The sequence below is a fragment of the Mesorhizobium sp. ORS 3428 genome, assembly GCF_001854785.1.
Taxonomy (GTDB): domain Bacteria; phylum Pseudomonadota; class Alphaproteobacteria; order Rhizobiales; family Rhizobiaceae; genus Mesorhizobium.
Genome location: NZ_MDFL01000001.1, coordinates 275,667 through 301,197, shown reverse-complemented (window position 1 = coordinate 301,197; position 25,531 = coordinate 275,667). Strand labels below are relative to the sequence as shown.

Below are 25,531 nucleotides of genomic sequence, written 5' to 3'. Positions count from 1 at the left end.
ACGGCCAGCTTCGACGCCCGTTTGGGTCCTGCCGGAACCCAACTGAAAATCCTGATCGACCACGCTGATCGGACTCTAAGAACGCGGAGGAGAAAAAGAATGCTCGAGAGAACATCCACCACCAAGGCGCAGGCGCTGCTCGACAAGTTCGGCGAGGCGCTCGAAGCCGGCGATATCGAAGCCGCCGTCAACTGCTTCCAGGAAGACTGCTACTGGCGCGACCTCGTCTCGTTCACCTGGAACCTGAAGACGATGGAGGGCCGCGACCAGATCCGCGATATGTTGAAATCGACGCTCGACAACACCAAGCCGACCGGCTGGATGGTGGCCAAAGGCGAGGAAGCGACGGAGGACGGCGGCATCACCACCGCCTGGATCACCTTCGAGACCGGCCTGGCGCGAGGCTTCGGCCTGGTGCGGTTCAAGGGCGACTTGATCTGGACGCTGCTGACAACGATTGCGGAGCTGAAAGGGCACGAGGAGAAGGCAGGCTTTTCCCGCCCGCTCGGCGCCAAGCACGGCCATGGCAAGGGCCGCAAGACATGGCGCGAGGAGCGCGACGACGAGATCGCGGAACTCGGCCACTCCCGGCAGCCCTATGTCGTCATCATCGGCGGCGGCCAGGGTGGCATCGCGCTCGGTGCTAGGCTTAAACAGGTCGGCGTGCCGACCATCATCGTGGAGAAGAACGAGCGTCCAGGCGATTCCTGGCGCAAGCGCTACAAGTCGCTCTGCCTGCACGATCCGGTCTGGTACGATCACCTGCCCTATATCGACTTTCCGAAGAACTGGCCGGTCTTTTCGCCGAAGGACAAGATCGGCGACTGGCTGGAGATGTACACCAGGGTGATGGAGCTGAACTACTGGTCCTCCACCACAGCCAAATCCGCTAGATATGACGAGAAGGCCAAGCAATGGACCGTCGTCGTCGAACGCGACGGCAAGGAGATCGTGCTGAAGCCGAAGCAGCTGGTGCTGGCAACAGRCATGTCCGGCAAGGCGWACTGGCCGAAATACAAGGGCCGGGWCATCTTCAAGGGCGAGCAGCAGCATTCCTCGACGCATCCCGGTCCGGACAAATATGTCGGCAAGAAGGTGGTCGTCATCGGCTCCAACAACTCGGCCCACGACATCTGCGCGGCGCTTTGGGAAGCAGGCGCCGACGTGACCATGGTGCAGCGCTCCTCCACCCACATCGTCAAGTCCGACACGCTGATGGATATCGGCCTCGGCGCCCTCTATTCGGAGCAGGCGGTGGAGAACGGCATGACGACGCGCAAGGCGGACATGATCTTTGCCTCCCTGCCCTACCGCATCCTGCACGAGTTCCAGATTCCGCTTTACCAGCAGATGAAGGAGCGGGACGCCAAGTTCTATGAGGATCTGGAAAAGGCCGGCTTCATGCTCGACTGGGGCGATGACGACTCCGGCCTCTTCATGAAGTACCTGCGCCGCGGTTCCGGCTACTATATCGACGTCGGCGCCTGCGACCTCGTCATCGACGGCTCGATCAAGCTGAAGAGCGGTCCCGGCGCCGCGGTGCAGGAACTCACCGAAACCGGCGTCAAATTCGTCGACGGCACGGAATTGCCGGCCGATCTGGTGATCTATGCCACCGGCTATGGCTCTATGAACGGCTGGGCCGCGGACCTCATCTCACAGGAGGTCGCCGACAAGGTCGGCAAGGTCTGGGGCCTGGGCTCCAACACCACGAAGGATCCCGGCCCGTGGGAAGGCGAGCAGCGCAACATGTGGAAGCCGACGCAGCAGGAAGCGCTGTGGTTCCACGGCGGCAACCTCCACCAGTCGCGCCACTACTCGCAGTATCTGTCGCTGCAGCTGAAAGCCAGGCAGGTCGGCTTGCCGACGCCTGTCTATGGACTGCAGGAGGTCTACCACAAGAGCTGATGCAATGAACCCGCGGTGGAAGCTGGGTTATCGCCGAGCTTCCACCGCCGCCTTTTCCGCGGTGAAGTTGCGCACGACGCGCTCCAGCAAGGGCACATAGTCACGAAAGGCGCGCGTCTTCATGTTGGCGACCTTACCGCCTTCATCCCAGATGCGCACGCGCACCGCTTCCTTATGGAATGGATTGCTGCGGAACTCCGCCACTTCCCCGGCGCTCATCGGCCCGCCCTGCAGCGACAGCGTATGCACCGAAGCCGGCGAAAGCCTGCTGAAATAGGTCGGATCGGTGGCGCAGAGATAGCGCTTGGCCGCAACGTGCAGCCTGACGCACTCGACGATCACCGRCGGGAAGAACGGCGCCAGCACCTCGCCGCCTGCCTCGTCATGGTGCTTGTCCTCGACGTCGTCGGGCGAGTAGGTGCCGAACTCGCTGGTGTAGTGGCCGATGTCGTGCAGCAGCGCCGCCGCCACCAGTTCCTCGGGCGCGCCGTCCTGTTCGGCAAGCCACGCGCCCTGCAGCATATGCTCGGACATGGTGACGGGCTCGCCGAGATAAGACTCCGCGCCCCGACGCTCGAAGATATCGGCGATGAACTCGACGATATTGCCGGCGTTCAGCTCGTTCGGATTCATTCGGCCGCCTCCCTGAAATCGTGCTCGACCGCCGCCAGCGTCGAGAGCAGGCCGTCCTTGTCCGCGTAGCAGCCCTGCAGCCAGCGTTTTCCGCTGCCCGAAAACGCCTTGCGCGCATGCATGACGCGCGTGTTGTCGACGATGAACGACTGCCCGGCCTCGAGCTTGAAGGTCACCTCGAAGGCAGGATCCTCGATCAGCTCGGCGAACCGGCGGTGGGCGGCGTAGTATTTGTCCATGTCGGCGAAAGGCACATCGACGGTCGGCGCCAGCGAACGGTTGTTGAAGCGGATGCAGATCAACTCGCCATCCGGTCCGAGCTCGATCATCGGCCGCTTGGACTGAAGCCGCACGCCCGACGAGCCGGCATATTCGAAGCGCGCCGGATAGGAACTCAACAGCCGGAAGCCGTCGGGGCTTTCGGCCTGCAGCGCAGCCGCCACCGCGAACCCGTCGACGACGCTGGATTCGCCGCCTTCGACCGTGTTCTCGATGCAGGCCAGGATCTGCAGCGTCGGCACCGGATCGCGGTAGGGATTGTCGGTATGCGCCTGCAGACCGAGATTGGTATAGGCGAGATTGTTCGGGTTGACCTCGGCACGCACCTCGAACCAGCGCCCGTAATTGGTCTCCCTGATGTAGCCGAAGAGATCGGCCACCTTGCATAGCGCGCCGGACTCGGCCRGCAGGCCGTCCATCACGGCAAAGCCGTAGCTCCGCACCGCCGCCAACCATTGACGCAGCACATTGCTGTCGCGGCTGGCCTCGTCATAAGAAGCACGCGGCACCGAACTCTGCATCGTCGCCTTCGTCCAGCGTTGTATTCCGCTTCCCGTCCAGCCGGACTGGCGATGCTCCTGGCGATCGTAAGCATGAGCGCGAAGCCAGCTCGCGGAAAAGCCGACGGTCTTGCCCTCGGGAACGAAGGTCAACTCGAGCGTCTCACCCTTGATCGACGCTGCGCCGATCCGCGTCTCGGACGGAATGTCGAGAATGGTGATCAGCCGCTGACCGTTGCCGGCGCTGCGCGTCTTGTCGTCGAGCGCATTGTCGCGCAGCCAGATGGCGTGGAAGCGGCTAACTGTTCCGTCCTTCCAGCCAAGCTCGATCGTTCGTCCATCGCCGCTTGCCTTTGCTTTCGTCAGCATGTCCTAGAAGCTCCCGTCCTCCACCCCGCCAGTGCGGTACGGGTTGCATGCTGACCTCGCTGCAGGCATAACTCAAGTTATCGTTTTTTAGCCAATGACTCCGAAATCGTAATGGCTGGAAAAGCTTTCAGTGCGATGCCTCCGCTCGACTGGCTGCGCAGCTTCGAGGCCGCCGCGCGCCTGTCGAACTTTACCGCTGCGGCCGCCGAACTCGGCCTTACCCAAGCCGCCGTCAGCCAGCACATCCGCTTTCTGGAAGAGCGGCTCAAGACGCGGCTGTTCGCGCGCCTGCCGCGCGGCGTGGCTCTGTCGCCCGAGGGCGCCGCCTACCTGCCCCACATCCAGTCGGCATTCGCAACCATCGGCAACAGCACGAATGAGCTGTTCGRGCGGCGCGCGGTGCAAACCGTCAGCATCCGTGTTCCGATCTCCTTCGCCCTTCTCGTGCTGGTCCCGGCTCTTCCCGATCTGGCAAAGGCGTTGCCGCAGATCCGGCTCGATCTGATCACAATCCATCGGCCGACGGATTACGACCAGCCGGGCTCGGCGCTCGACATACGCTTCGGCAACGGATCCTTTCCCGGACGCGACGCCGACCGGCTGACTGCCGAGCGGCTTGTCCCCGTCGCGGCTCCGCTGCTTGCAGGCAACGATGATTGGACATCGTTGCCGCTACTGCTGGTGGCCGGCGCGCGTGAGATGTGGGCGGAATGGTTCGCGGCCTCCGGCCTTGCCGGGCACTCCCGGCGCTCGCATCGATTCGACAGCTTCGTCGCCGCGATGGAAGCAGCAAGGGCGGGCGCCGGAGCGCTGCTTGGATCGCGGCCGCTCATCGACACCGCGCTCAAGGACAATGTCCTTGTCAGGCTTTCGGACTTCGAGCTTTCGAGCCCATCGGGTCATTTCCTGACATGGCCGTCGTCATCGCGGCTCACCGGCGCCGAGCAGGAGTTTCGTCGCTGGTTCCTGTCGCGCATCGCCAGGTTCTCGGGATGACGCTCGAACGGCTACACCGATCCGCTTCCAGTAGATGAGCGTGCCGGTGAGCCCGCCATAAGGCTTCAGCGCATAGTCCGGGATCTCGCCGGTCAGCGTGAAGCCGAGTTTCTCGTAGAGACCGGAAGCCCCCTCCTCGCTGGCCGTGTCGAGCACGAGCAGCGTGCGTCCTTTCGTGACGGCCAGTTCCTCCGCGGCCCGCATCAGGCGGGTCGCGATGCCTTTGCCGCGATGGTCGGGACGGGTCATCAGTTTGGCGATCTCGCCACGGTGCGGCTGGTTGGGCGGGCAGTCGAGAAGCAGCGTGACGGTGCCAACAAGCGTCTCGCCATCCCATGCGCCGAGCACCGCCCTTTCTCCRCGCGCCGCGGCGGCGAGCGATTTGCGCCAGAACTCCTGCGCGGCATCGGGCGACAAYGGGTGCATGAAGCTCACCGAGCCGCCGGCGGCTACCGTCTCGATCAGCAGCTCGGCCAGCATCCCGCTGGTTTTCGCGTCATCGCTCAACGCTCTGATCTCGATCGAGTCCATGTCGGTGGTCTCCATGCAATTGGGCTGTCGTGCCGCGCTCATTCGAAATGACCTCTTCGCCTCAGCCTCCGCGCCCGGCGGATTTCCGCAATGCGCTCGGCGTCGTCTTCGACGAGATGGCGCCCCAGCTCCAGGATCTCGAGCGTGTATTCCTCGTAAGTCAGGCCAAGCCGCTCGGCCCTTTCCAGTCGCATCAGCATGACGCCGTGGCTCGGTGCCTTCCAGGCCTTGTCGTGGGCGGCGCGCCAGGCGAGGAAGATGTAGGCATCACCCTTGCCCCAGGGCGGTCCTTCGTAGTCGTCGAGAGGCGGYCCGCCATTATGCGAGCGCTTCGGCCGGCGCGCCATGCGTTCAACCTCTGACCAAAGCCACCAGATAATCGGCGGCTTGCGGTCCGGGAGCATGGARCGTGCAATCCGACGGGGCGCCGAGCGCCAGGCAATCGCCGGGTTCGAGCCTGTGCATGACATCGCCTTCGGTGAAGTCGAGGCGGCCGCCGATCAGCCAGATCTGCTGCTTGATGAAGGCATAGGAGGCCGCCGGAAAGCTGACGCTGGCGCCCGCCGGCAGACTGACCCGGATCAGTTCGAGCGGCATCTGCGAGGGCGGCGACAGATGCCGCCTGACATAGCCGGTCGCCGGATCCTGCCAGACCGGCTGCTCATCCTTGCGGGACACGCCGCCGCCCTGCATCTCGGCGCGGGCAATCAGAGTCGAGAGCGTCATACCGAAAGCGGAAGCAATGCGCACCAGAAGCGCCGCGGTCGGGCTCGTCATGCCGCGCTCCATAGCGCTCAGCATCGCCTTGGAGACATCGGAGCGCTCGGCCAGTTCGGCCAGCGACCATCCCCGCAAATCCCGCTCGGAGCGTATCCGCCTGCCTATGGTAGACGTAATGTCGTTCGATATATCAGCCATGCGTCCAATATATCGAAATCGCAGCACAGCGAAAGAGGCTGTTCGGTCGAATTTTCGCGACTGCCTTAACAGGCCCTACACCATCCGACCTCACCCGGCTTTAACCCCGACTGAATAGGTTCGAGACTCCAGGGGAATGGGACCGGAAGCACCTATGTTTGTTGAACGTGAAGCCTCCGTTGGGGAAATGATCTCGCAGGAGCGCCGCGACGCCCAACAGAGCGACAAACGCGTCCTTGGCAATGTCGTGCAATGCGACGGGGCACGCGCCACCATCAGCGCCTACGCCGAGGATGCCGACGGYACGGTCACCGGCCTGTGGACGGTCGGCAAGATGATTTCCATCAACCTTGGCTCGACGCGCACCGTCGGCCTTGTCTATGCGATCGGCAAGTCGGACCGCGCCTGGAGCAACGAAGGCCAGAACCCGATCGAGGTCAGCATCGAACTGATCGGCGAGGTGCGCGACGGTGCCGAGCCCGGCGCCAAGCCGGTCTTCGACCGTGGCATCACCACCTATCCGCATATCGGCGCCGTTGCCCACCGTATCCGCAGCCGTGACCTGCAGGCCGTTTACGATCTGGCCGGTCGCCATTCGATCACGATCGGAACGCTGTCCCAGGACGAGGCGATCTCCGCCAACATCSCCATCGACGACACGCTGGCGCGCCATTTCGCGATTGTCGGCACGACCGGCGTCGGCAAATCCACGGCCGTCTCCTTGCTTTTGCGCAAGTCGATCGAGGCGCGGCCAGACTTGCGCGTGCTCATCCTCGATCCGCACAACGAATTTGCCGCCTCGCTTCCCGAATACTGCGTGAAGGTCGATTCCAAGACGCTCGACCTGCCGTTCTGGATGTTCAGGCTRGAAGAATTCGCCGAGGTCCTGTTTCGCGGGCGCGAGACCGTGCCGGAGGAAGTCGACGTCCTGCGCGACCTCATCCCGGCCGCCAAGAACCTCTACCGCAATCCGCATTCCRGCACCTATCTCAGGCGCGGCAGCGATGCGCTGACGGCGGACACACCGGTGCCTTACCGCATCGCCGACCTCATCAAGCAGATCGACGAGCGCATGGGCTTGCTTGAAAGCAAGAATGACCGCCCGATCCTGAAGTCGCTGAAGACGCGCATCGAATCGGCGGCAGCCGACCCGCGCTATCGCTTCATGTTCAATTCCCGCCTGATCGAGGACACCATTCACGAGACGATCGGCAACATCTTCCGCGTGCCGAACCATGGGCGTCCGGTGACCTGCTTCGAGATGGCGGGCATGCCCTCCGAGGTTGTCAACTCCGTCTGCTCGGTGCTTGCGCGCCTTGCCTTCGACCTTGCGCTTTGGAGCGAAGGCCGGCTGCGGCTGCTCCTGCTCTGCGAGGAGGCACACCGCTACATGCCCRCCGATCCGCGCCTCGGCTTCGCGCCGACCAGGCATGCCCTGTCGCGCATCGCCAAGGAAGGCCGCAAATATGGCTGCTATCTCGGCGTCGTCACTCAGCGCCCGGGCGAACTCGACCCGACCATCCTGTCGCAATGCTCGACCTTCTTCGCCATGCGGCTGGCCAACGAGCAGGACCAGGCGATCATCCGCTCGGCGATCGCCGATTCCTCGGCTTCGACGCTGGCCTTCCTGTCTTCCATGGGCCAACGCGAGGCCATCGCCTTCGGTGAAGGCGTGGCGACGACCATGCGGCTCAAATTCGAGAAAATGTCCCCGCAATTCATACCCGGAACGGCGAAGAGTGAACAGACCCTGCCCGCGGAATCGGGCGACGACGTGGACCTCGCGGGAATTGTCGAGCGGCTGCGCAACGTGCCGAAACCGCAACAGTCGATAGCCTTCGCCGAGGCGGTCGACACCGGCCGCCAGGCCGGTGATCCCGATTACCGCAAGCCAGCGCCCCCGCGCATACAGCCGGACGACGATTTCGACACGCGTTACGGCCTGAAGCCCTCGACCTTCGGCATGCGCCAGCAGAACGACTAATCGTTTAACGGCTGAGGGACTGCCAAATTCCGACAGGGAATGCATCCGGCTGAGCCGGATGGTGCCGTTTGCGAGAACCGGAGCGGAGCGGACATGGAGTCCGTGAGCACCGGCCTACGCCGGCCGTAGCCTTAACTGCCACGACCACCATGAGTGCTTCGGCCGGCGAAGGCCGGAAGCGCAGAAAACGCCAGCATAGGGCCGGCCTCGTGATCCTTCTTCGGAATTTTAGGCGCAGACGCGGTTGCGGCCTTGCTTCTTTGCCTCATAGAGCTGGCGGTCCGCGCGGCGATAGAAATCCTCCGCACTCTCCCTGCGATCCCAGACGGCGAGCCCGACGCTCGTGGTGACTTTGAGCCGCACATTGMCCGACATGATCGACAGGTTGGCGATCGCCTTGCGGATGYGCTCGGCGAATCGGGCGAGCAGTTCAGCGTCCATGTTGGGCGTGACTACGGCAAACTCCTCGCCGCCCAGCCGCGCCACGACGTCGTGATAGYGCGTCATGCCCCGCACGCATTGTGCGACCGCCCTCAGCACTTCGTCGCCGACATCGTGGCCATGCGTGTCGTTGACCTGCTTGAAATGATCGAGATCGAGGATCATCAGCCCCACCGGCTTGTTGATGCGGCCGAACTCTTCGAGATATTCCCGCAGCRCATCGTCGAAATAGCGGCGGTTCTGCATGCCCGTCAGGCCGTCGGTGAGAGCCGCCTGCTCAAGCGTCTGCGAACGGGCGCTGAGCGAAACCGTCATGGCGCGCAGTTTGCCCTCTTCTCTCACCTGGCTTCGGATCAGCGGGTAGATAAAGAAGGTTCCGAAAAACAATGCGGCGGCCAGCAGCGCGCCGGTCACGAACAGCAATTTGTTGAGGTAGATGATTCTTTGGAGGCGCGACGTGGTGTCGAGGTCGCTCGCAATATCCTGCAATTGGCCATAGGCGTGGAAGGTCACCAGGCCGGCAGCCAGGATCACGAAAATAAATACGAAGAAAGCGGATTCCGCCTTGTGAAAACGCATCAACTCCCCGCGGGACCAAAACCCCCCGTTGTTATGGCATGCACCGCCTTACGGACGGTTAATCCATGCAACCTTGAAAGAGCATCGCGGTTGAAGATTTAAACCCCTGATTGTCGCGCCTCAGTCTGGGGCTGCCGATCCGTCGCCTGGGCGGAGCCTCTGCCAATCGGCCCCCAGTTGATGCCTGAACCAGGTTGTCTGACGCTTGGCATACTGGCGCGTCGCGGTCTTGGCGCGCGCGATCGCTTCGGGAAAGCCCATCTGGCCGGCCAGTGCCGCCTGCAGTTCACGAACCCCTATCGCCTTCATCGCCGGCAGGTCYGGATCGAGGTCAAGCGCCATCAATCGCCTGACCTCGTCGAGTGCCCCCTTGTCGAGCATCTGGTCGAACCGAGCCTCGATGCGCGCAACCAGCTCACCGCGATCCGGCTCGATCACCAGGAAGCGCGCGCTGTCGCGATCGATAAGCGGTTGGCCGCGCGCAGCCTGCCATTCAAGGATCGATCGTCCCGACGCGTCGAGCACCTCGAGCGCTCGCACGATGCGCTGGCCGTCGGTCGGCCTGAGCTGCATGGCGGCAGCCGAATCCTCGCGCATCAGAAGGCGGTGCAGCCGCTCGGCACCCTGTTCCTTGAGTTCGTAGCGCCAGCGCTCACGCACCGATGGCGGGATGTCTGGCATGTCCGAGATGCCTTCGGCAAGCGCGCGGAAATAGAGCCCTGTGCCGCCGACGAAGACGGCCGGGCGCCCGGACAAGACACCTTCGGTGATCAGCCCGGTGACGTCGCGCAGCCAGGCGCCGGTGGAGTAGGCTGTCGAAGGATGCACATGGCCATAGAGGAAATGCTGCACCCGCGCCATTTCGGCGGCGCTTGGGCGCGCCGTCAGCACGTCGAGCACCGAATAGCCCTGCATGGAATCGGTGTTGACGATGACGCCGCCATGGCGCTCGGCGATATCGAGCGCCAGCGCCGACTTGCCGCTGGCGGTCGGCCCCGCTATCAGGATCGCGTTCTTCACGCGGCCTGCGCCCGCCTGCCTGCCGGAATTTTCGATGCCGCTGATCGCCACGCTCATATCCCATCCAAAAGACCGCGCAGTGTCGGCCTCGCTTGCGAATATGACCTCGCACGCGGCTGGCGCAAGCGCCGTCCATTGGCTGGCTGAAGGTGTCGCCTGCGACCTGGTTTTGCCTGAGGCGGCCGACGTCGGCGAATTGACGGCCAATCTTCGCGCCGCGGTGGCGCGCGAGCCGGTCGACGTCATCGTCCAGCCGGCTGCAGGCAGAAGGAAGAAGATCCTCCTTGCCGATATGGATTCGACGATGATCGACCAGGAATGCATCGACGAGCTTGCCGACGAGATCGGCGTCAAGGAACACGTCGCCGCGATCACGGCACGGTCGATGAATGGCGAGATCGCATTCGAGCCGGCCTTGCGCGAGCGCGTCGCCTTGCTGAAGGGCCTCGATACGGCAGTGGTCGACCGCGTCATCGCCGACCGGCTGACGTTGGCAGCGGGCGGCCGCGCGCTGGTGCAGACCATGCGCGCCAACGGCGCCTGGACGGCGCTGGTCTCCGGCGGCTTCGACGTCTTCACAAGTCGCATCGCCGCAATGCTGGGCTTCCAGGAAAACCGCGCCAACCGGCTGATCGAGGAAGGCGGCAAATTCACCGGCACGGTCGCCGAACCGATCCTCGGTCGTGCCGCCAAGGCCGAAGCGCTGCTCGATATCGCGGCGAGGCTTGGTCTGACGACCGCGGACGCGGTTGCCGTCGGCGACGGCGCCAACGATCTCGACATGATCCGCCTTGCCGGCACAGGCGTCGCGCTACACGCCAAGCCGGTCGTGGCGGAGCAGGCACGGATCCGCATCGATCACGGCGATCTGACCGCGCTGCTCTATCTCCAGGGCTACCGCAGCGAGGAGTTCGTGCAATGACGCCGATCCGCACCGAGCGCCTCATCCTGCGCAACTGGGAAGATCGCGACCGTGAACTCTTCCATCGCATCAACTCCGACGAGCGCGTGATGGAGTTCTTTCCGTTCCGTCGAGACCGCGCAGCGGCTGACGCCAAGATGGACGAGGTCCGCGCCTRGATCGACGAAGACGGCTACGGCTTCGCCGCAGCCGAGATTGCCGCCACGGGCGAATGCATCGGCTTTGTCGGCTTGAGCGGCACAGAGGATATCGACGTGCTGCCGGCCGGCGTAATCGAGATCGGCTGGCGGCTGGCGCCCGAATTCTGGGGCGAGGGCTATGTCACCGAGGCGGCCGAAGCCTGGCTCGCCTACGGTTTCGAAACGCTTGGGCTGGACGAAATCGTCTCCTTTGCCGTCGCTGAAAACCATCGCTCCATCGCCGTCATGAAGCGGCTAGGCATGCGGGCCGATCCAGACGCCGAATTCGATCATCCCGCCGTTCCGGACAGCCATGCCCATCTGAAACGGCATGTCCTTTACAGGCTGTCGCGCGAGGACTGGCAGGGGCGAAAAAGGGCGGCAGATTAGCCGCCCTTTTTCAATTCAAACTCAAATGGTTCGGCGAATTTCCGGACTCAGTCCATCCGGATCGTCACGAACCGCAGCTCGCCGGTCTTTGACGCCAGCATCAGCAGCGCATTCTTGCGCCCCTGCTGCTTCAGCGCGCCGATCCGGTCCATGACCTCCTTTGGCGTGCCGACCGATTCCTGCGCGATCTCGGTGATCACCTCGCCGGGCTGGACGCCGCGCTCGGCGGCGGCCGAATCCTTGGCGACATCGGTAATGACCACGCCCGATACATCGGCCGCGATGCCGAACTTCTGCCGCGTCTGGTCATTGAGCTCGCCGACCGTCATGCCGAGGACCGAAGCCGTCGATACTGGCGGCGCCTTGTCGCCATTGCCCTGATCGGTAGTGCCGTTTTCACCCTTGGCCAGCTTTTCGCCGTCCTCGAGCCGGCCGAGCGTCACTTTCACCGTCTGTTCGACGCCCTTGCGTACGATCACGACGTCGACCGCCTTGCCGACCGGGCTTTCGGCGACGACGCGCGGCAGGTCGCGCATTTCGTGGATGTCCTTGCCGTCGAATTTGATGATGACGTCGCCGGCCTGCACCGAACCATTGTCGACCGGTCCGCCCTTGATGACGCCGGCCACCAGCGCGCCCTTGGCAGTAGCCATGCCGAGGCTTTCGGCGATGTCGTCCGTCACCGGCTGGATGCGCACGCCGAGCCAGCCGCGCCGCGTCTCGCCGAATTGGCGAAGCTGGTCGACCACGCCCGCGGCAAGCTGCGAGGGAATGGAGAAGCCGATGCCGATCGAGCCGCCCGAAGGCGAGATGATCGCGGTATTGATGCCGATAACCTCCCCGGCGGCGTTGAACAGCGGGCCGCCGGAATTGCCGCGGTTGATGGCGGCGTCGGTCTGGATGAAGTCGTCATAGGGACCGGAATTGATGTCGCGGTTGCGCGCCGAGACGATGCCGACCGTGACYGTGCCGCCGAGGCCGAACGGGTTGCCGATCGCCATCACCCAGTCGCCGACGCGCATCTTGGTGGAATCGCCGAACTTCACGGCCGTCAGTTTGTGGCCCTTGGGATCGACCTTCAGCACCGCGACGTCGGTCTTGGTGTCGGTACCGACAAGCGTCGCCTTCAGCGTCGCGCCGTCCGAGAAATTCACTTCGATATCGTCCGCATCGGCGATGACATGGTTGTTGGTCACCACGATACCTTGCTCGGCGTCGACGACGAAACCGGAGCCCAGCGACTGCACCTTCTGCCCGGCGCCGCCCTTGTCGCCGTTGCGGTTCTTGAAGAAGTCGTCGAAGAAATCCTGGAAGGGCGAGCCTTCGGGGAGTTGCGGCATCGGCACCGCGCCCGGGCCTTCCGTGCCTTTCACCGTCTGCGAGGTCGAGATGTTGACCACCGCGCCAAGCAGGCGCTCGGCGAGATCGGCGACGGAAGGTGGACCGTCGGAGGCGACCGTGGGTGTCACGAAAGACGGGACGGCAAGGATGCCGACGGCGAACGCGGTGGCGCCGGCGAAAAGCGTGCGCCGCGCCGCGCGCAACAGGGTGTCGGATATCATCGTAGCCTCCCGGTGTTTCAGAAAGGGAAAAGCGCTTCCGCAAAGGCGCCGGTCCGATTCATGTTGGCAAGAATTAAGGCACGTTTGCGGCTATAGCTATCGGCGCAAGATTAATCGTCAATCGCTGCGGCACCAAGGAATTTCATCAGCCGCGGACCAGCCAGACGATCCCGACGCCGATGGCGATGGCCGCCAGCCCACCGAGCCGCAACGTACTCTCCGGCATCGACTGCACCTCCGCCGCGAGTTTCCGGGCCAGGGCCGGAAACCCGCCATAGACCAGGCCCTCGATGACGAGGACCAGACCGATTGCCGCGAGAAGGTCCTGCACCGCCCGCTACTGGGTGCTGCTGGGCTGCGCCGCCGCCGGCGCGGCCGGCCCCGGCTGCGCTGCACCCGGTTGAGGTCCCGTTGCCGGTCCGGAGGCAGGCTTGCTGTCCGGATCACGGAAGAAGCGGAAGAATTCCGAACTGGGCGACAGCACCATGGTCGTGCCGGTGTTGTCCAGCGCCGTGCCATAGGCGTTCATCGAGCGGTAGAAATCGAAGAAGGCCGGGTCGCGCTTGTAGGCTTCCGCAAAGGTCGCGCTGCGCTGCGCCTCGCCCTCGCCGCGCAGGATTTCCGATTCCTTCTGCGCCTCGGCGATGATCTCGACGACCTCGCRGTCGGCCCGCGCCTTGATACGCTGTGCCGCCTCGTTGCCGCGCGCCCTCAACCGCTCGGCTTCYGCCAGACGTTCGGCCTTCATGCGGTCGTAGGTCTGCTGCGAGACTTCCGCCGTCAGATCCGTCCGGCGGATGCGCACATCCTCGATGTCGAGACCGAGCGACGTTGCGTCAGGGCGCAGCTGGTCGCGCACCTCGCGCATCATGACGGCGCGTTCCTCGGAGAGCGCCGCCTCGAAGTCGCGCAGGCCGTAGACACGGCGTAGCGCCGCATCGAGGCGCGTTCTCAGCCGGGCTTCGGCCAATTCCACCTGCCCGGAGACCGCCGCGCGGAAGGTGCGCGGATCCGAGATGCGATAGGCGATGAAGGCGTCAACCTCGTAGAACTTGCCGCCGGAGACCTGGACGCGGATGTTGTCGAGGTCGAAGCGCATCACCTTCTTCTCGATCATCTGGACGCTGTCGGCGTCGAAGAAGGCGAAAGGCGCCTTGAAGTAGATGCCGGGCTCGCTCTTGACATCGATGATCTCGCCGAATCTCAGCACGATCGCCTGTTGGCCAGCATTGACCACGAAGACCGACGAATAGAGGAGGAACAGAAGGACGGCCGCGATGACGGCAACGATGGGAAGACGGTTGGCCATCACTGCTTACCTCCGAACGCCGGCGCCGGCGGCGCCTTCGGCTGCAGTGCCGGCAACGGTAGATAGGGAAGTACGCCCTGTCCGCTGCCCTGCTCGACGACGACCTTGTTCGAGTCTTTCAGGATCCTCTCCATCGTTTCCAGGTAAAGCCGCTTGCGCGTCACGTCGGGCGCCTTGGCGTATTCGTTGTAGACGGAGATGAAGCGCTGCGCCTCACCTTCCGCCTCCTGCACGACGCGGTTCTTGTAGGCGGCAGCGTCCTCGCGGATCTGCGCCGCCTCGCCGCGCGCCTGGCCGAGCTTCTGGTTGGAATACTGGTTGGCCTGCTCGACGAACTTGTCCTCGTCCTGCTCGGCGCGCTGCACCTCGTCGAAGGCATCGGCCACCTCGCGCGGCGGTGCCGCGTCCTCGATCGAGATCGCRTTGACTTGCAAGCCAGTCTTGTAACCGTCGAGCGTCGTCTGGATGATCTCGCGCACGGATGCCGCGATACCCTGGCGGTCGTCGCGGAAGATGTCCTGCGCCGGGCGCCGGCCGACCACTTCACGCATCGCGCTTTCGGCCACCTGCGCCAGCATGCCGTCCGGATCGGAGACGTCGAACAGATAGGACCTGGGGTCGGAAACCTGGTAGGCGACCGAAAACTGCACGTTGACGATGTTCTGGTCGCCGGAGAGCATCAGCCCGGCGCTGTTGCTGCTTGACCCGCCGCCGCCGATGCTGACCAGTTGTTCGGAGATCTTGGCCGTCTCGACCGTTTCGATCGGCCACCAGTGGAAATGCAGGCCGGGCTGCGAAAGCTCTTCTTTCGGCTTGCCGAAGCGCAATTCGACGGCGACCTCGTCGGGCTGCACAGTGTAGATTGCCTTGAAGGCCCAAAGCACGACAAGCGCGAGCGCAATCAGCCCGAGGACGGCCGGGCTGGCGCCGCCGCCTCCCGGAAGAGCACGCCGCAGCCTGTCCTGGCCGCGGCGGATGATGTCTTCGAGGTCGGGTGGCGAACCCTGCGGTCCGCTCGGCCCTCTCGGCCCCTGCCCCCAGGGTCCCTGATTGCCGCCGCCGCCCCAAGGGCCRCCGCCACCGCTCTTGTCGTTCCAGGGCATGAATGTCCTTTCGGTTCGGTTCCCTCGGGCCTTGCGGCGCAATCTTGATGTCGTTCTTCTATAGGGACGCTGTGAGGCGCTTTCAACGCGATCTGCCACCCGCGCTGTGCGATTTGGGCGGGCAGCGACCCTTTGTCGTCGTCACCGACCGTCGCAGCGGCGCTCGTAGACCGTGTAACGCGTTGCGTGGCTATCCTTTTCGCCTGCCGGAAAATCCTCGGAACGGACGATCCGCCAGGCGGCCGGGTCGATCGGCGGGAAATGCGCATCGCCATCGACCTCGGCCAGCACATGCGTGACGTGCAGACGGTCGGCGAGCGGCAGGGCCTGGGCATAGATCTGGCCGCCGCCGACCACGCAGATCTCCTCGGCACCGGCCATGCAGCGGCCGCGGACTTTAGCGAGCGCAATCGCCTCGTCGAGCGAATGCGCGACTTCGATGCCCTCGGCACGCCAGCCCTTGTCCCGCGTCACCACGATGTTGACCCTGCCGGGCAGCGGCCGGCCGATGCCTTCATAAGTCTTGCGGCCCATGATGATCGGCTTGCCCATCGTGTCGGCCTTGAAGCGCTTGAGATCGCTGGAAAGCCGCCAGGGCAGCCCGCCTTCGCGCCCGATCACGCCGTTCTCGGYAATGGCGACATAGATCGCGATATCCATCAGCCACCGTTCCCGCTATTGTCCGAGGGCACGAGCAGCAGGACGTCGATGTCGTGCTCGGGATAGAAATCCTTGGCCGCCATTTCGAACGTGGTCGGACCCACCTTGCGCACATTGCTCCCACAGAACGAAACCAGGGTCTTGGGGTTGCCCTTGTCGATGGTCAGCTTGAAATTGCCGATATTGCCGGACGCCCAGTTGCCCCCGGTGGTCAGAATATAGGCGATGCGGCTTTCGAAATACTTCGGATAGCTGTCGGCATTTTCCTTCGCCGCCTTGCGCACCGCGTTCTCGAACCCACCGTCCATGCAATAGCGGGTCTTGTAGGTGTCGTACTGGCCCTGGAACTTGCCGTCATAATAGAAGCTGACGGAGGACGTGCCGCCGACGCTCGGCTTGTAGCGGTGCGAAACATGGACTTCCTTGTTCGCCGGGAAGGTCGAGCGCCACCAATAGGTCGAGCGCAATTGCCAGAACGGCGCGTAGACGGTTTGCATGCCCGAGCCGTTGTCGGCGGTATCCTCGATGACGATGCCGCGGTTCTCCCAATCCTCTGCGACGGCCTTCGGCAGCTTCGCCAGCGCCGCCTTGGCCGCATCGCCGAAGGGATAAAGCGGCACATTCTGGGCCTTGAGGTCGGCGGAGATGTCGATGCCCAGCGCGAATGCCCTTTGCTCCAGCTGCGGTTTCGCATCGACGCCGTCGATTGTCACCTCGAAGCCTAGGAAATTGTCGCTCTGGGCTTCGGGGATTGCCGGCATTTCGTTCGGATCGCCCTCGATGTCCGGCATCGGGAACGCGACGATGGCGCTGACGTCCTTGTCGGTGTTGTTGCGGAAGACGTAGTCGACGGTCACCTTTTCCGGCRAGATGAAGAGATCCTCGCTTTCCATGGCGACCGCATCGCTGCGCGACAGGATCAGCCCCCCGGTGCCAAGCTCGGCGACCGAATCGTTGGCGAAGGCCGGCGCAGCCAAAAGTGCCAGCGCTGCGGTCAGGATGGTGCGAAACATGGATCCCCCTCTCGATGGCCGCACCGGAATGATCCGGATGCGCGATTCCATCTAGAGCAATTCCAGGAAAAATGTGTAACGGTTTTCCGTCTGGAATTGCGCAAGGCAAATAGCTAGAGCAGGTCAGCGTCTTGACCAAACGACGGACTGCTCCAGCCGTTTCGATGCGGTGTTGCAAAGGCTTTGCGCCTGGCCCGCGTTTGTCGACGCCGGTCTGGACACCGGCCGCCCGATCGGGCAGGAGATCGCTTCATGCGCAAGCTTCTCGTCATCGGCATCGGCGCCGGCAATCCCGACCACATGACCGTCCAGGCCATCAACGGCCTGAACTGCGCCGATGTGCTGTTCATTCCCGATAAGGGTGCCAAGAAGAACGACCTTGCAGAACTGCGCCGGCAGATCTGCGACCGCTTCGTCAGCAACCCGAAATCGCGCCGGGTCGAGTTCGATGTCCCGGTTCGGGCCGAGCCGACATCGTCTTATCGCGAGATCGTCGACGATTGGCACGAGGCGATTGCCGAGATCTATGAGCGGCTGATCCGTGACGAGCTTGCCGAAGACGGYTGCGGCGCCTTCCTGATCTGGGGCGATCCCTCGCTTTACGACAGCGCGCTGCGCATTCTCGAGCGCGTGCGCCTGAGAGGCAATGTCGGTTTCGAGCTGGAAGTTATCCCGGGCATCACCGCGATCCAGGCGCTGGCCGCCGCCCACGCGACCGCCCTCAACCGCATTGGCGATTCGATCCTGGTCACCACCGGCCGCCGCCTCACCGAGGAAGGGCTGCCCGCGAATGCCGGCTCAACTGTGGTGATGCTCGACGGCAAATGCGCCTTCAACACGCTGGCCGACAAGGATGTCTTCATCCAATGGGGCGCCTATCTCGGCACGCCGGACGAAATCGTTGTTTCCGGCCGGCTCGGCGATGTCGGCGCCGAGATCGAGAAGGTCCGTGAGGAAGCCCGGCGCAGAAAGGGCTGGATCATGGATACTTATATGCTGAGGAAGCCTGGAGCATAGGCAGTAGGCAGTAGGGATTGGGCAGTAGGGCGATCGAGAGTCGCCGATGCCATTGGGACTGCTTACTGCCTATTCCCTACTCCGCATCTATCTCCGCCTRCAACGCCTGCATGTGCACGGCCGCCGCCGAGGCGGCCGCGCGCTCGATGGCCCTGAAGCGGCTGACAACGGCAAGGCCCACCGCCGTCAACTGCGCGCCGCCGCCCTTCCTGCCGCCGGTCTGCGCCGCGACCAGYGGCTTGCCGAACACGCGGTTCATGTCCTCGACAAGATCCCAGGCGTGCTTGTAGGACATCTCCATGCCGCGCGCCGCGGCTGAGATCGAGCCGAAAGCGGCGATCTGCTCCAAAAGCTCGATCTTGCCCGGGCCGATGCGCCCATCGGGATCGAGATTTATGCGCAAGCTCAGCGACGGCATCCCTTGTCCTCCGCGGTCACGCCGAAAGTACCCCCTTTACGGCCAAATCGCTATTCCATTGCAACATAGCGGTATGCTCTTTCGTCAACCATCGGCTTCCGCCGGCAGCCCGGGCCCGGTCGTCGCACTGTCGAAGCTCACCGTCTTGATCACCGCGAAGACCTTGCGGCCGAGCGCAAGGCGCAAGGTTTGTTTCGACTGTTCGGTGATGCGGGCCAGCACGGTTGCGCCATTGCAATCAATGGCGATTTCCACCGTGGGCCCGACGCCCGGCCTGACTGCCGCGATCGTTCCCGCCAAAATGTTGAGCGCGCTGAGGCCCGCCGGCTGCTCGGTCGCGATCATGACGTCGCGGGCTCGGATGCGGAGCCGCACCAGAGCTCCGGCCGGCAGCGCGAGACGCTGCACGCGGATCTCGCCGGCCGGCGAGGCGAGCACGGTCATGCCGAAGGCCTCGTCGTGGCGCAGCACCCTTGTGTCGAGCACCGCGCCGCCCTCGCCTCGCTCCTCCGCCGGCAGGAGGTCGAGCCGCTGCATGATCGCCTCGGTCGGGCCGGAGGCCGCCACCTTGCCTTGCGAAAGCACCACCACTTCGCTTGCCAGGCGCGCCACTTCGGCGATGGAATGGCTGACATAGACGATCGGGATCTTCGTCTCGTCGCGCAGCCGCTCGATATAAGGCAGAATCTCGGCCTTGCGCGCCTCGTCGAGCGAAGCGAGCGGCTCGTCCATCAAAAGCAGCTTCGGGCTGGCAAGCAGGGCACGACCGATCGCCACGCGCTGCTTTTCGCCCCCGGACAGTTTCGCCGGTCGCCGGTCGAGCAGATGGCCGATGCCGAGGAGATCGACCACCGCGTCGATGTTGGCGTAGCGCTCGGAACGCGGCGTGAACCAGCGTCCGTAGCGCAGATTGCCCGCGACGCTCATATGCGGGAAGAGCCGCGCATCCTGGAACACCATGCCGATCCGCCGCTTGTGCATCGGCACGAAGATGCCGGCGGCGGTATCGACCAGCACCCGCCCGTCGACCGCGATGCGCCCCTTCTTCGGCCGGATCAGCCCTGCGATCAGGTTGATCAGCGTCGACTTGCCGGAGCCCGACGGCCCGAACAGCGCCGTCAGCCGCCCGGCGCTCTCGAAATCCGCCTCGATCGCGAAACCGCCGAGGCGATGACTGATGTCGACCGCGAGCGTCATTCTATGTCCATCTGCCGGCCGACCCGCCGCGCAAGGACCTCGGAGGCAACCAGCGCCGCCATCGAGACGACGATCGAGATCAGCGTCAGCCTGAGCGCCCCGGGATCGCCGCCCGGCACCTGCGTGAAGGTGTAGATCGCCGAGGGCAGCGTCTGCGTCTCGTTGGGGATGTTGGAGACGAAGGTGATCGTGGCGCCGAACTCACCCATCGCCTTGGCGAAGGACAAGATCGCGCCGGCGATCAGCCCGGGCAGGGTCAGCGGCAGCGTGATGGTGGCGAACACCCAGAGCGGATTTGCGCCGAGCGTGCCGGCCGCCGCCTCCATCTTGCGGTCGACCGCCTCGATCGACAGCCGGATCGCCCGCACCATAAGCGGGAAACCCATCWCCCCGCAGGCAAGCGCGGCACCCGTCCAGCGAAAGGAAAAGACGATGCCGATATGCTCGGCCAGGAAGGCGCCGGCCGGTCCGCGCCGGCCGAAGGTGAGCAAGAGCAGATAGCCGGTCACCACCGGCGGCAGGATCAGCGGCAAGTGCACCAGCCCGTTGAGCAGCGTCTTGCCCCAGAAGCGCCCCCGGGCCAGCAACAGCGCAATCAGGATGCCCGGCGGCAGGCTGGCGATCATCGCCACCGTCGCCACCTTGATGGACAGCCGGACCGCATTCCATTCGTCGGGAGTGAGGTCCAGAAACCAATTCATGGGCGGTGTCAGGTCTTTCTCAGTTGCTCGGCGCGAGCACCGTAAAACCCTGTTGCTTGAAGAGGGCGGCGGCCTTGGCCGACTCGACGCATTTCAGGAAGGCAGCCGTATCCTTGTCCTTCGAATCCGCCGTCTGGGCAATCGGGTAGATGATCGGCGGGTGCGAATCCTCGGGGAAGGTTCCGACGACCTTGACGCCCTTATCGGCATGCGCGTCGGTGGCGTAGACGATGCCGAGCGCGGCCTCGCCCGTCGACACCAGCTTCAGCGCCGCGCGAACGTTCTCGGCCTGCGCGACCTTGCCCTCGACCGAGGACCATATCCCCAGCGATTCCAGCGCCGCCTTGCCGTATTTGCCGGCCGGCACGGCCTTGACATCGCCCATGGCGAGCCTGCTGTCGCCGATCAGCCTGGCGAGATCGAAACCCTTTTCGACCTTCGCCTCGACCTTGGAATCCTTCGGCGCCACCAGCACGATCYGGTTGCCGAGCAGCTTCACCTCGGTGTCGGGCCTGATCAGCTTCCTGTCGGAAAGGTACTTCATCCAGTCCAGATCGGCTGAGACGAAGACATCGGCCGGCGCGCCGCCTTCGATCTGCTTGGCCAGCGCCGAGCTTGCGGCATAGGAAATGGTGGCGGCCTCGCCGACCTCCGGCTCGCAAGCCTTGTTCACAGCATCGAGCGCCTCCTTGAGGCTTGYCGCTGCGAACACGACAACCTTGTCGTCGGCATGAGCCGCCGGCACAGCGGCCATCAGCGCCGCTGTCAAACCGCCGATGGCGATCGCCTTCCARCCAAAGCCTCTGCCCGTCATGAATCCTCTCCCTGTTCGAAATCCGCGCGGTTCCGAGCCCTTGATCGATATATCCAGATGAACATAACAAGGGAAGCGATTTTACCACCGAACGACAGGCTCGTCCCAGCTTGCGATAAAGTCCGCACGATACAGCGATGGCTGAGGAGAGGTCACCGAGACCGTCAAGGGGATGTCAGCATCGACACCGGCGCCGGCGTTAGCGTCACCGCTTCAATCACCAATGAGGCTGTTGCTCACCTGCAGCTCGAAAAGAGCAAGCAAGCCATCGACTGGCGGACACTAGCGGCGGCCGAAACGGACCTTAGACCGCGATCGGCGCCTTGATGCTCGCGTCTGCAAAATAGTTCTCGAGGCGGAAATCCTCGAAGCGGAAGGCAAAGAGATCCTTCACCTCCGGATTGATCCACATCGTCGGCAGCGGCTTCGGCGTGCGCCGCATCTGCTCGCGCGCCTGCTCAAAATGATTCGAGTAAAGATGCGCGTCGCCGAGCGTATGGATGAAGTCGCCTGGTTTCAGCCCCGTCACCTGCGCCACCATCATGGTCAGCAGTGCATAGGACGCGATGTTGAACGGCACGCCGAGGAAGATGTCGGCCGAGCGCTGGTAGAGCTGGCACGAGAGCCGGCCTTCCGAGACATAGAACTGGAACAGGCAGTGGCACGGCGGCAGCGCCATGGCCTCAACCTCGGCCGGGTTCCAGGCCGATACGATCAGCCGCCGCGAATTGGGATTCTTGCGTATTTCCTTGAGAAGTCCCGCGATCTGGTCGATCTCGCCGCCATGCCCGTCCGGCCACGAGCGCCACTGCTTGCCGTAGACGGGGCCGAGATCGCCGTTCTCGTCGGCCCATTCGTCCCAGATCGTGACGCCGTTGTCGTTGAGATATTTGATGTTGGTGTCGCCGGCCAGGAACCAAAGGAGTTCGTGGATGATCGACTTCAGATGCAGCTTCTTGGTGGTGGTGACCGGAAAGCCGCGCGAAAGGTCGAAGCGCATCTGGTAACCGAACACCGACCGCGTGCCGGTGCCGGTGCGGTCGCCGCGATCGGCGCCGTTCTCCAGCACGTGCTTCAGCAGGTCGAGATATTGGCGCATTGGCTCCGCCTCGATTCGGATGACAAGCGATCATAGCCGACTGGCCGCCGCCCGAATACCGTCACAGATGTGGATCGCGCGCCAGGAAGTCCAGGGCGCCGACACGGATCGGTCCGTGYCGGCAGCCGAGGGCTGGGTTTCAGAGGGAGYCGAGTTTGCCCAAATCCTTGGCGACCAGATAGTAGAAGGTCACGCGGCTCTTGGTGTTGTCCGCGGCCATCGCCTTGCAGACCTTCTCGATCGCGGCGTCGGCCTTCGTGGCGTCGGCGACGCCGAGTTTCTTGCCGACCCAGTTTTCCCGGACGCGCTCGAGTTCCTTCGGGTCCGTGCAGGAAACCAGCGAGGAATCGCGGTTCCTGAGCGCGATGCCCAGATGCTTGACGATCTTCTCGACCTCGTCGGCGCTGGCGCCGGCATCGTATTTCTTCACATCCGCAAGATAGTCGGCCATCGAATTTCCCTCGTCGGCGCCACGGATCCGATCGATGAGGCTTGTGGCGCGCAGCGCAACTTTTGCGCTAGGTCAGAGATTCCTCATCGCGGCGAAGCTTCGATTGAGTAAGCGCGCAAGTCAACCCTCGGCTGGGCCGTTTGGCGCGGGGGACAAGTGGCGGTTTGGCCCTTTCATTTTCCATGATCGCTCCCTATATTCGCTTCGTCGGCTTGACCGACTATGGCGATAAACAGGCGATGAAATAAGCCGTTCGGACCCGGGGGCGGTACCCGGCGCCTCCACCAAAAACCGCTCTTCTAAAGGGAGCGGCTTTTGCTGGGGGCGAAATAGGATCGACGAAGGTGTAAAGATCGTACTTTCGCCCGGCATTGTACCACCGTCATCGGGCTAAACTTATAGTTGCCAACGACAACTATGCGGAAGCTCGTCTCGCCGCTTAATGCGGTGCGAACGCTTCAAATCAAGTCCTAGAGGTTCGCACTTCTAGGCGGGGTTCGGAGGTACCTGGCAACAGAAACCTCCACCTTTCTCCCCTCTTTGCTTCCTTCCCAGCTCCACCGAACGGCCAAGGCCCGTCCGGCGCGCATGCGTCGTTCGGCCTGTCGGTCATCTTCCATGGACAAGCCATGCAAAACCATTCCGATCGATTCTTCGTGCTGACCGGCGGTCCCGGTTCCGGCAAGACCACGCTGATCGAGGCGCTGAAGTCCGCCGGTCTCTCGACGGCGCCGGAGGCCGGACGCGGCATCATCCGCGACCAGACGGCTATCGGCGGCCCTGCCCTTCCCTGGCAGGATCCGACGCTCTTTGCCGAGCTGATGCTGTCATGGGAGCTGCGTTCCTGGCATGCCGCGAGGAGCGAGCCCGGTCCGGTCTTCTTCGATCGCGGTGTGCCGGACACGATCGGCTATCTCAGGCTCGGCGGCCTGCCGGTGCCGAGTCACCTCACGCGTGCCGCGTCGACATTCCGCTATGCGCGCCGCGTCTTCATCGCGCCGCCATGGCCAGAGGTCTTTGCCCAGGACGAGGAGAGGAAACAGACGCTCGACGAAGCCGAGCGCACCTACCACTCAGTGGCCGGCGCCTATGCCGAGCTCGGCTACGAACTGGTGCCTCTGCCGCTCGCGCCGGTCGAGGAACGCGTGCGCTTCATGGTCGATGCAGCCGGATTGCCACGAACATGAAAAAGGCCGGGCGGCCCCGGCCTTCCTCAGTATTTGGGAGCTGTCACTCCGCCGGCGCTTCAACTGCTTCCCGCGCGCGGCCGAGCGTAAGCTTGGCCAGGCTGAACGAGATGACCGCGCAGAGCGTGATACCGGCGACCATCGGCAGCGGCGTGCCGTCGAAGAAGAGGCCTGCAACGCCCATCGCCAGCGCGCCGATGGCGAARTGCAGCGTGCCCATCAGCGCCGAGGCGGTGCCGGCGATCTCGCCATGCTCTTCCATGGCCAGCACCGAGGTGGTCGGGATGACCAGGCCGAGGAAGCCGTAGCCGACAAAGAGCAGCGCCGCCATCACGTCGAGCCGATCGACGCCCGAGGCCATGATCGCGAACAGCGCCACCATCACCGTGGCGTAGCCGGTCACCGCCACCCAGACGACGCGCTTCAAGCCGAAGCGATCCGCCAGCATTCCCGTCAGCTGCGACATGCCGATGAAGGCGACCGCATTGATCGAGAAGAACACGCTGTAGACCGATGGCGACAGGCCGTAATGGCCGATCAGGATGAAGGACGAACTCGACAGATAGACGAAGAAGYTCGCAATGCCGAAGCCCGCGATCGCCGTCAGGCCGAGAAATTGCGGTCACCCATCAGGTACCGGTAACCGGCCAGCGCCGTGCCGAAGGACGAGTTGGCGCGCTCCTCGACCGACCGCGTCTCTTTCAGCGAAGTGGCGAGCAGGATGGTGGCTAAAGCCGCTGCGCCAGTCACGGTCCAGAACACCGCGCGCCAGCCAAAGCTTTCGATGATCTGGCTGCCGGTCAGCGGCGCCAGGATCGGCGACACTGAGAATACCAGCATCAAGAGCGACATCAGCTTGGCGGCCTCGTTGCCGGTGTGCAGGTCGCGCACGACTGCGCGCGGCACCGCCATGCCGGCGCTGGCGCCGAGCCCCTGCAGGAAGCGGAAGGCGATCAGCCATTCGATGTTTGGCGCCATCGCCGAGCCGACGCCGCCGACCATGAACAAGGCGAGCCCGACATAGAGCGGCAGCTTGCGTCCGACCATGTCGGAGATCGGTCCGACGACGATCTGGCCGAAGCCCATCGACAGGAAGAAGATCAGCAGGCTCATCTGCACGGCGGCGGTTCCGGCCTTCAAATCCTCGCCGATCGACGGCAGCGCGGGAAGATACATATCGATGGCGAATGGGCCGATTGCGGACAACAAGCCGAGCACGACCGCGACGCGGAGGAATTTGGGACTCATGATAGGGCTTCTTTCGGATCTGGTTGCCGCCGTGGTCGGGCGTCTACCCCAGGACGTTCCATCCCGTGGAAATCCGACATCCGAGAGCGAATTCATTCGTCTC

26 protein-coding genes, 1 other RNA gene and 1 pseudogene are annotated in these 25,531 nt (G+C 63.9%); 8 read left to right on the top strand and 20 right to left on the bottom strand.

Features of this window, described 5'->3' with window-relative positions:
- Nucleotides 1-99: 99 nt before the first annotated feature.
- A complete protein-coding gene (locus ORS3428_RS01335) occupies nt 100-1,908 on the top strand; it encodes an NAD(P)/FAD-dependent oxidoreductase (RefSeq protein ID WP_071093991.1) in 1,809 nt (602 codons plus the stop codon).
- A 27-nt stretch (nt 1,909-1,935) separates the two neighbouring features.
- On the opposite strand, the gene tmpB is transcribed toward ORS3428_RS01335, so the two are convergent.
- A complete protein-coding gene (gene tmpB / locus ORS3428_RS01330; protein WP_071093990.1) occupies nt 1,936-2,541 on the bottom strand; it encodes a (R)-1-hydroxy-2-trimethylaminoethylphosphonate oxygenase in 606 nt (201 codons plus the stop codon).
- Nucleotides 2,538-3,689, bottom strand: coding sequence for a 2-trimethylaminoethylphosphonate dioxygenase (gene tmpA / locus ORS3428_RS01325; protein WP_071093989.1), 1,152 nt, complete (start codon nt 3,687-3,689; stop codon nt 2,538-2,540). Before tmpA ends, tmpB begins: the two co-directional genes overlap by 4 nt.
- A 111-nt stretch (nt 3,690-3,800) precedes the next feature.
- Here tmpA and ORS3428_RS01320 point away from each other — a divergent pair, with 111 nt between their 5' ends.
- Complete coding sequence (locus ORS3428_RS01320) at nt 3,801-4,685, top strand: LysR family transcriptional regulator (RefSeq protein WP_071093988.1); 885 nt, start codon at nt 3,801-3,803, stop codon at nt 4,683-4,685.
- Here the strand turns inward: ORS3428_RS01320 and ORS3428_RS01315 are convergent.
- Genes ORS3428_RS01315 through ORS3428_RS01305 form a run of 3 tightly spaced genes read right to left on the bottom strand, consistent with a single transcriptional unit; the run spans nt 4,611 to nt 6,134 of the window.
- On the bottom strand, nt 4,611-5,216 hold the full coding sequence (locus ORS3428_RS01315; RefSeq protein ID WP_083354956.1) for a GNAT family N-acetyltransferase: 606 nt from the start codon (nt 5,214-5,216) through the stop codon (nt 4,611-4,613). The genes ORS3428_RS01320 and ORS3428_RS01315 overlap by 75 nt on opposite strands.
- A gap of 38 nt (nt 5,217-5,254) precedes the next feature.
- Nucleotides 5,255-5,563, bottom strand: a complete 309-nt coding sequence (locus ORS3428_RS01310) for a hypothetical protein (protein ID WP_071093987.1) — start codon at nt 5,561-5,563, stop codon at nt 5,255-5,257.
- Between the two features lie 4 nt (nt 5,564-5,567).
- The gene (locus ORS3428_RS01305) at nt 5,568-6,134 is read right to left on the bottom strand and encodes an XRE family transcriptional regulator (RefSeq protein ID WP_071093986.1); all 567 of its coding nucleotides are present in this window, start codon (nt 6,132-6,134) and stop codon (nt 5,568-5,570) included.
- A 154-nt stretch (nt 6,135-6,288) separates the two neighbouring features.
- Here ORS3428_RS01305 and ORS3428_RS01300 point away from each other — a divergent pair, with 154 nt between their 5' ends.
- Nucleotides 6,289-8,118: an ATP-binding protein gene (locus ORS3428_RS01300; protein WP_071093985.1), complete on the top strand. Its 1,830-nt coding sequence runs from the start codon at nt 6,289-6,291 to the stop codon at nt 8,116-8,118.
- Nucleotides 8,119-8,346: 228 nt separating this feature from the next.
- Here the strand turns inward: ORS3428_RS01300 and ORS3428_RS01295 are convergent, their stop codons facing one another.
- Together ORS3428_RS01295 and miaA are read right to left on the bottom strand one after the other, a co-directional pair.
- Nucleotides 8,347-9,138, bottom strand: a complete 792-nt coding sequence (locus tag ORS3428_RS01295; protein ID WP_071093984.1) for a GGDEF domain-containing protein — start codon at nt 9,136-9,138, stop codon at nt 8,347-8,349.
- Nucleotides 9,139-9,258: 120 nt separating this feature from the next.
- Nucleotides 9,259-10,203: a tRNA (adenosine(37)-N6)-dimethylallyltransferase MiaA gene (gene miaA, locus ORS3428_RS01290; protein WP_071094052.1), complete on the bottom strand. Its 945-nt coding sequence runs from the start codon at nt 10,201-10,203 to the stop codon at nt 9,259-9,261.
- Between miaA and serB the strand changes: the two genes are divergently transcribed.
- Complete coding sequence (serB, locus tag ORS3428_RS01285; RefSeq protein ID WP_108722936.1) at nt 10,193-11,080, top strand: phosphoserine phosphatase SerB; 888 nt, start codon at nt 10,193-10,195, stop codon at nt 11,078-11,080. The two genes, miaA and serB, sit on opposite strands and share 11 nt — an antisense overlap.
- Entirely contained in the window at nt 11,077-11,649 is a 573-nt protein-coding gene (locus ORS3428_RS01280; RefSeq protein WP_071093983.1) for a GNAT family N-acetyltransferase, read from the top strand. Before serB ends, ORS3428_RS01280 begins: the two co-directional genes overlap by 4 nt.
- A gap of 47 nt (nt 11,650-11,696) precedes the next feature.
- Here ORS3428_RS01280 and ORS3428_RS01275 read toward each other — a convergent pair whose 3' ends face one another.
- The 6 genes from ORS3428_RS01275 to ORS3428_RS01250 form a co-directional block, all read right to left on the bottom strand.
- Nucleotides 11,697-13,211, bottom strand: coding sequence for a DegQ family serine endoprotease (locus ORS3428_RS01275; RefSeq protein WP_071093982.1), 1,515 nt, complete (start codon nt 13,209-13,211; stop codon nt 11,697-11,699).
- 145 nt (nt 13,212-13,356) lie between these two features.
- Nucleotides 13,357-13,542, bottom strand: a complete 186-nt coding sequence (locus ORS3428_RS01270) for a DUF2065 domain-containing protein (RefSeq protein WP_071093981.1) — start codon at nt 13,540-13,542, stop codon at nt 13,357-13,359.
- Nucleotides 13,543-13,548: 6 nt separating this feature from the next.
- Nucleotides 13,549-14,520: a protease modulator HflC gene (gene hflC / locus ORS3428_RS01265; protein WP_071093980.1), complete on the bottom strand. Its 972-nt coding sequence runs from the start codon at nt 14,518-14,520 to the stop codon at nt 13,549-13,551.
- A complete protein-coding gene (hflK, locus tag ORS3428_RS01260; RefSeq protein WP_071093979.1) occupies nt 14,520-15,623 on the bottom strand; it encodes an FtsH protease activity modulator HflK in 1,104 nt (367 codons plus the stop codon). Before hflK ends, hflC begins: the two co-directional genes overlap by 1 nt.
- 141 nt (nt 15,624-15,764) lie before the next feature.
- Complete coding sequence (locus ORS3428_RS01255; RefSeq protein ID WP_071093978.1) at nt 15,765-16,283, bottom strand: dihydrofolate reductase; 519 nt, start codon at nt 16,281-16,283, stop codon at nt 15,765-15,767.
- Nucleotides 16,283-17,296, bottom strand: a complete 1,014-nt coding sequence (locus ORS3428_RS01250) for a DUF4424 domain-containing protein (protein ID WP_071093977.1) — start codon at nt 17,294-17,296, stop codon at nt 16,283-16,285. The genes ORS3428_RS01255 and ORS3428_RS01250 overlap by 1 nt, the downstream gene beginning before the upstream one ends.
- 252 nt (nt 17,297-17,548) lie before the next feature.
- Between ORS3428_RS01250 and cobF the strand changes: the two genes are divergently transcribed.
- Nucleotides 17,549-18,313 (top strand): precorrin-6A synthase (deacetylating), encoded by a 765-nt coding sequence (gene cobF, locus ORS3428_RS01245; protein ID WP_071093976.1) that lies wholly within the window; start codon nt 17,549-17,551, stop codon nt 18,311-18,313.
- A 76-nt stretch (nt 18,314-18,389) separates the two neighbouring features.
- On the opposite strand, the gene ORS3428_RS01240 is transcribed toward cobF, so the two are convergent.
- The 6 genes from ORS3428_RS01240 to ORS3428_RS01215 form a co-directional block, all read right to left on the bottom strand.
- Entirely contained in the window at nt 18,390-18,731 is a 342-nt protein-coding gene (locus ORS3428_RS01240; RefSeq protein WP_071093975.1) for a winged helix-turn-helix domain-containing protein, read from the bottom strand.
- Between the two features lie 84 nt (nt 18,732-18,815).
- The gene (gene modC, locus ORS3428_RS01235; protein ID WP_071093974.1) at nt 18,816-19,928 is read right to left on the bottom strand and encodes a molybdenum ABC transporter ATP-binding protein; all 1,113 of its coding nucleotides are present in this window, start codon (nt 19,926-19,928) and stop codon (nt 18,816-18,818) included.
- Nucleotides 19,925-20,629 carry a molybdate ABC transporter permease subunit gene (gene modB / locus ORS3428_RS01230; protein ID WP_071093973.1) on the bottom strand — a complete coding sequence of 235 codons (705 nt, stop codon included), beginning with the start codon at nt 20,627-20,629 and terminating at the stop codon, nt 19,925-19,927. Before modB ends, modC begins: the two co-directional genes overlap by 4 nt.
- A 19-nt stretch (nt 20,630-20,648) precedes the next feature.
- Nucleotides 20,649-21,443 (bottom strand): molybdate ABC transporter substrate-binding protein, encoded by a 795-nt coding sequence (modA, locus tag ORS3428_RS01225; RefSeq protein WP_071093972.1) that lies wholly within the window; start codon nt 21,441-21,443, stop codon nt 20,649-20,651.
- Between the two features lie 304 nt (nt 21,444-21,747).
- On the bottom strand, nt 21,748-22,542 hold the full coding sequence (locus tag ORS3428_RS01220) for a thymidylate synthase (protein WP_071093971.1): 795 nt from the start codon (nt 22,540-22,542) through the stop codon (nt 21,748-21,750).
- 139 nt (nt 22,543-22,681) lie between these two features.
- Nucleotides 22,682-22,993, bottom strand: coding sequence for a DUF2853 family protein (locus ORS3428_RS01215; RefSeq protein WP_071093970.1), 312 nt, complete (start codon nt 22,991-22,993; stop codon nt 22,682-22,684).
- 167 nt (nt 22,994-23,160) lie between these two features.
- Between ORS3428_RS01215 and ssrA the strand changes: the two genes are divergently transcribed.
- Together ssrA and ORS3428_RS01205 are read left to right on the top strand one after the other, a co-directional pair.
- Nucleotides 23,161-23,521, top strand: a transfer-messenger RNA (tmRNA) gene (ssrA, locus tag ORS3428_RS01210).
- 101 nt (nt 23,522-23,622) lie between these two features.
- On the top strand, nt 23,623-24,180 hold the full coding sequence (locus tag ORS3428_RS01205) for an AAA family ATPase (protein WP_071093969.1): 558 nt from the start codon (nt 23,623-23,625) through the stop codon (nt 24,178-24,180).
- Nucleotides 24,181-24,223: 43 nt separating this feature from the next.
- Here ORS3428_RS01205 and ORS3428_RS01200 read toward each other — a convergent pair.
- Nucleotides 24,224-25,428: pseudogene (locus ORS3428_RS01200) on the bottom strand (multidrug effflux MFS transporter).
- Nucleotides 25,429-25,531: the final 103 nt, after the last annotated feature.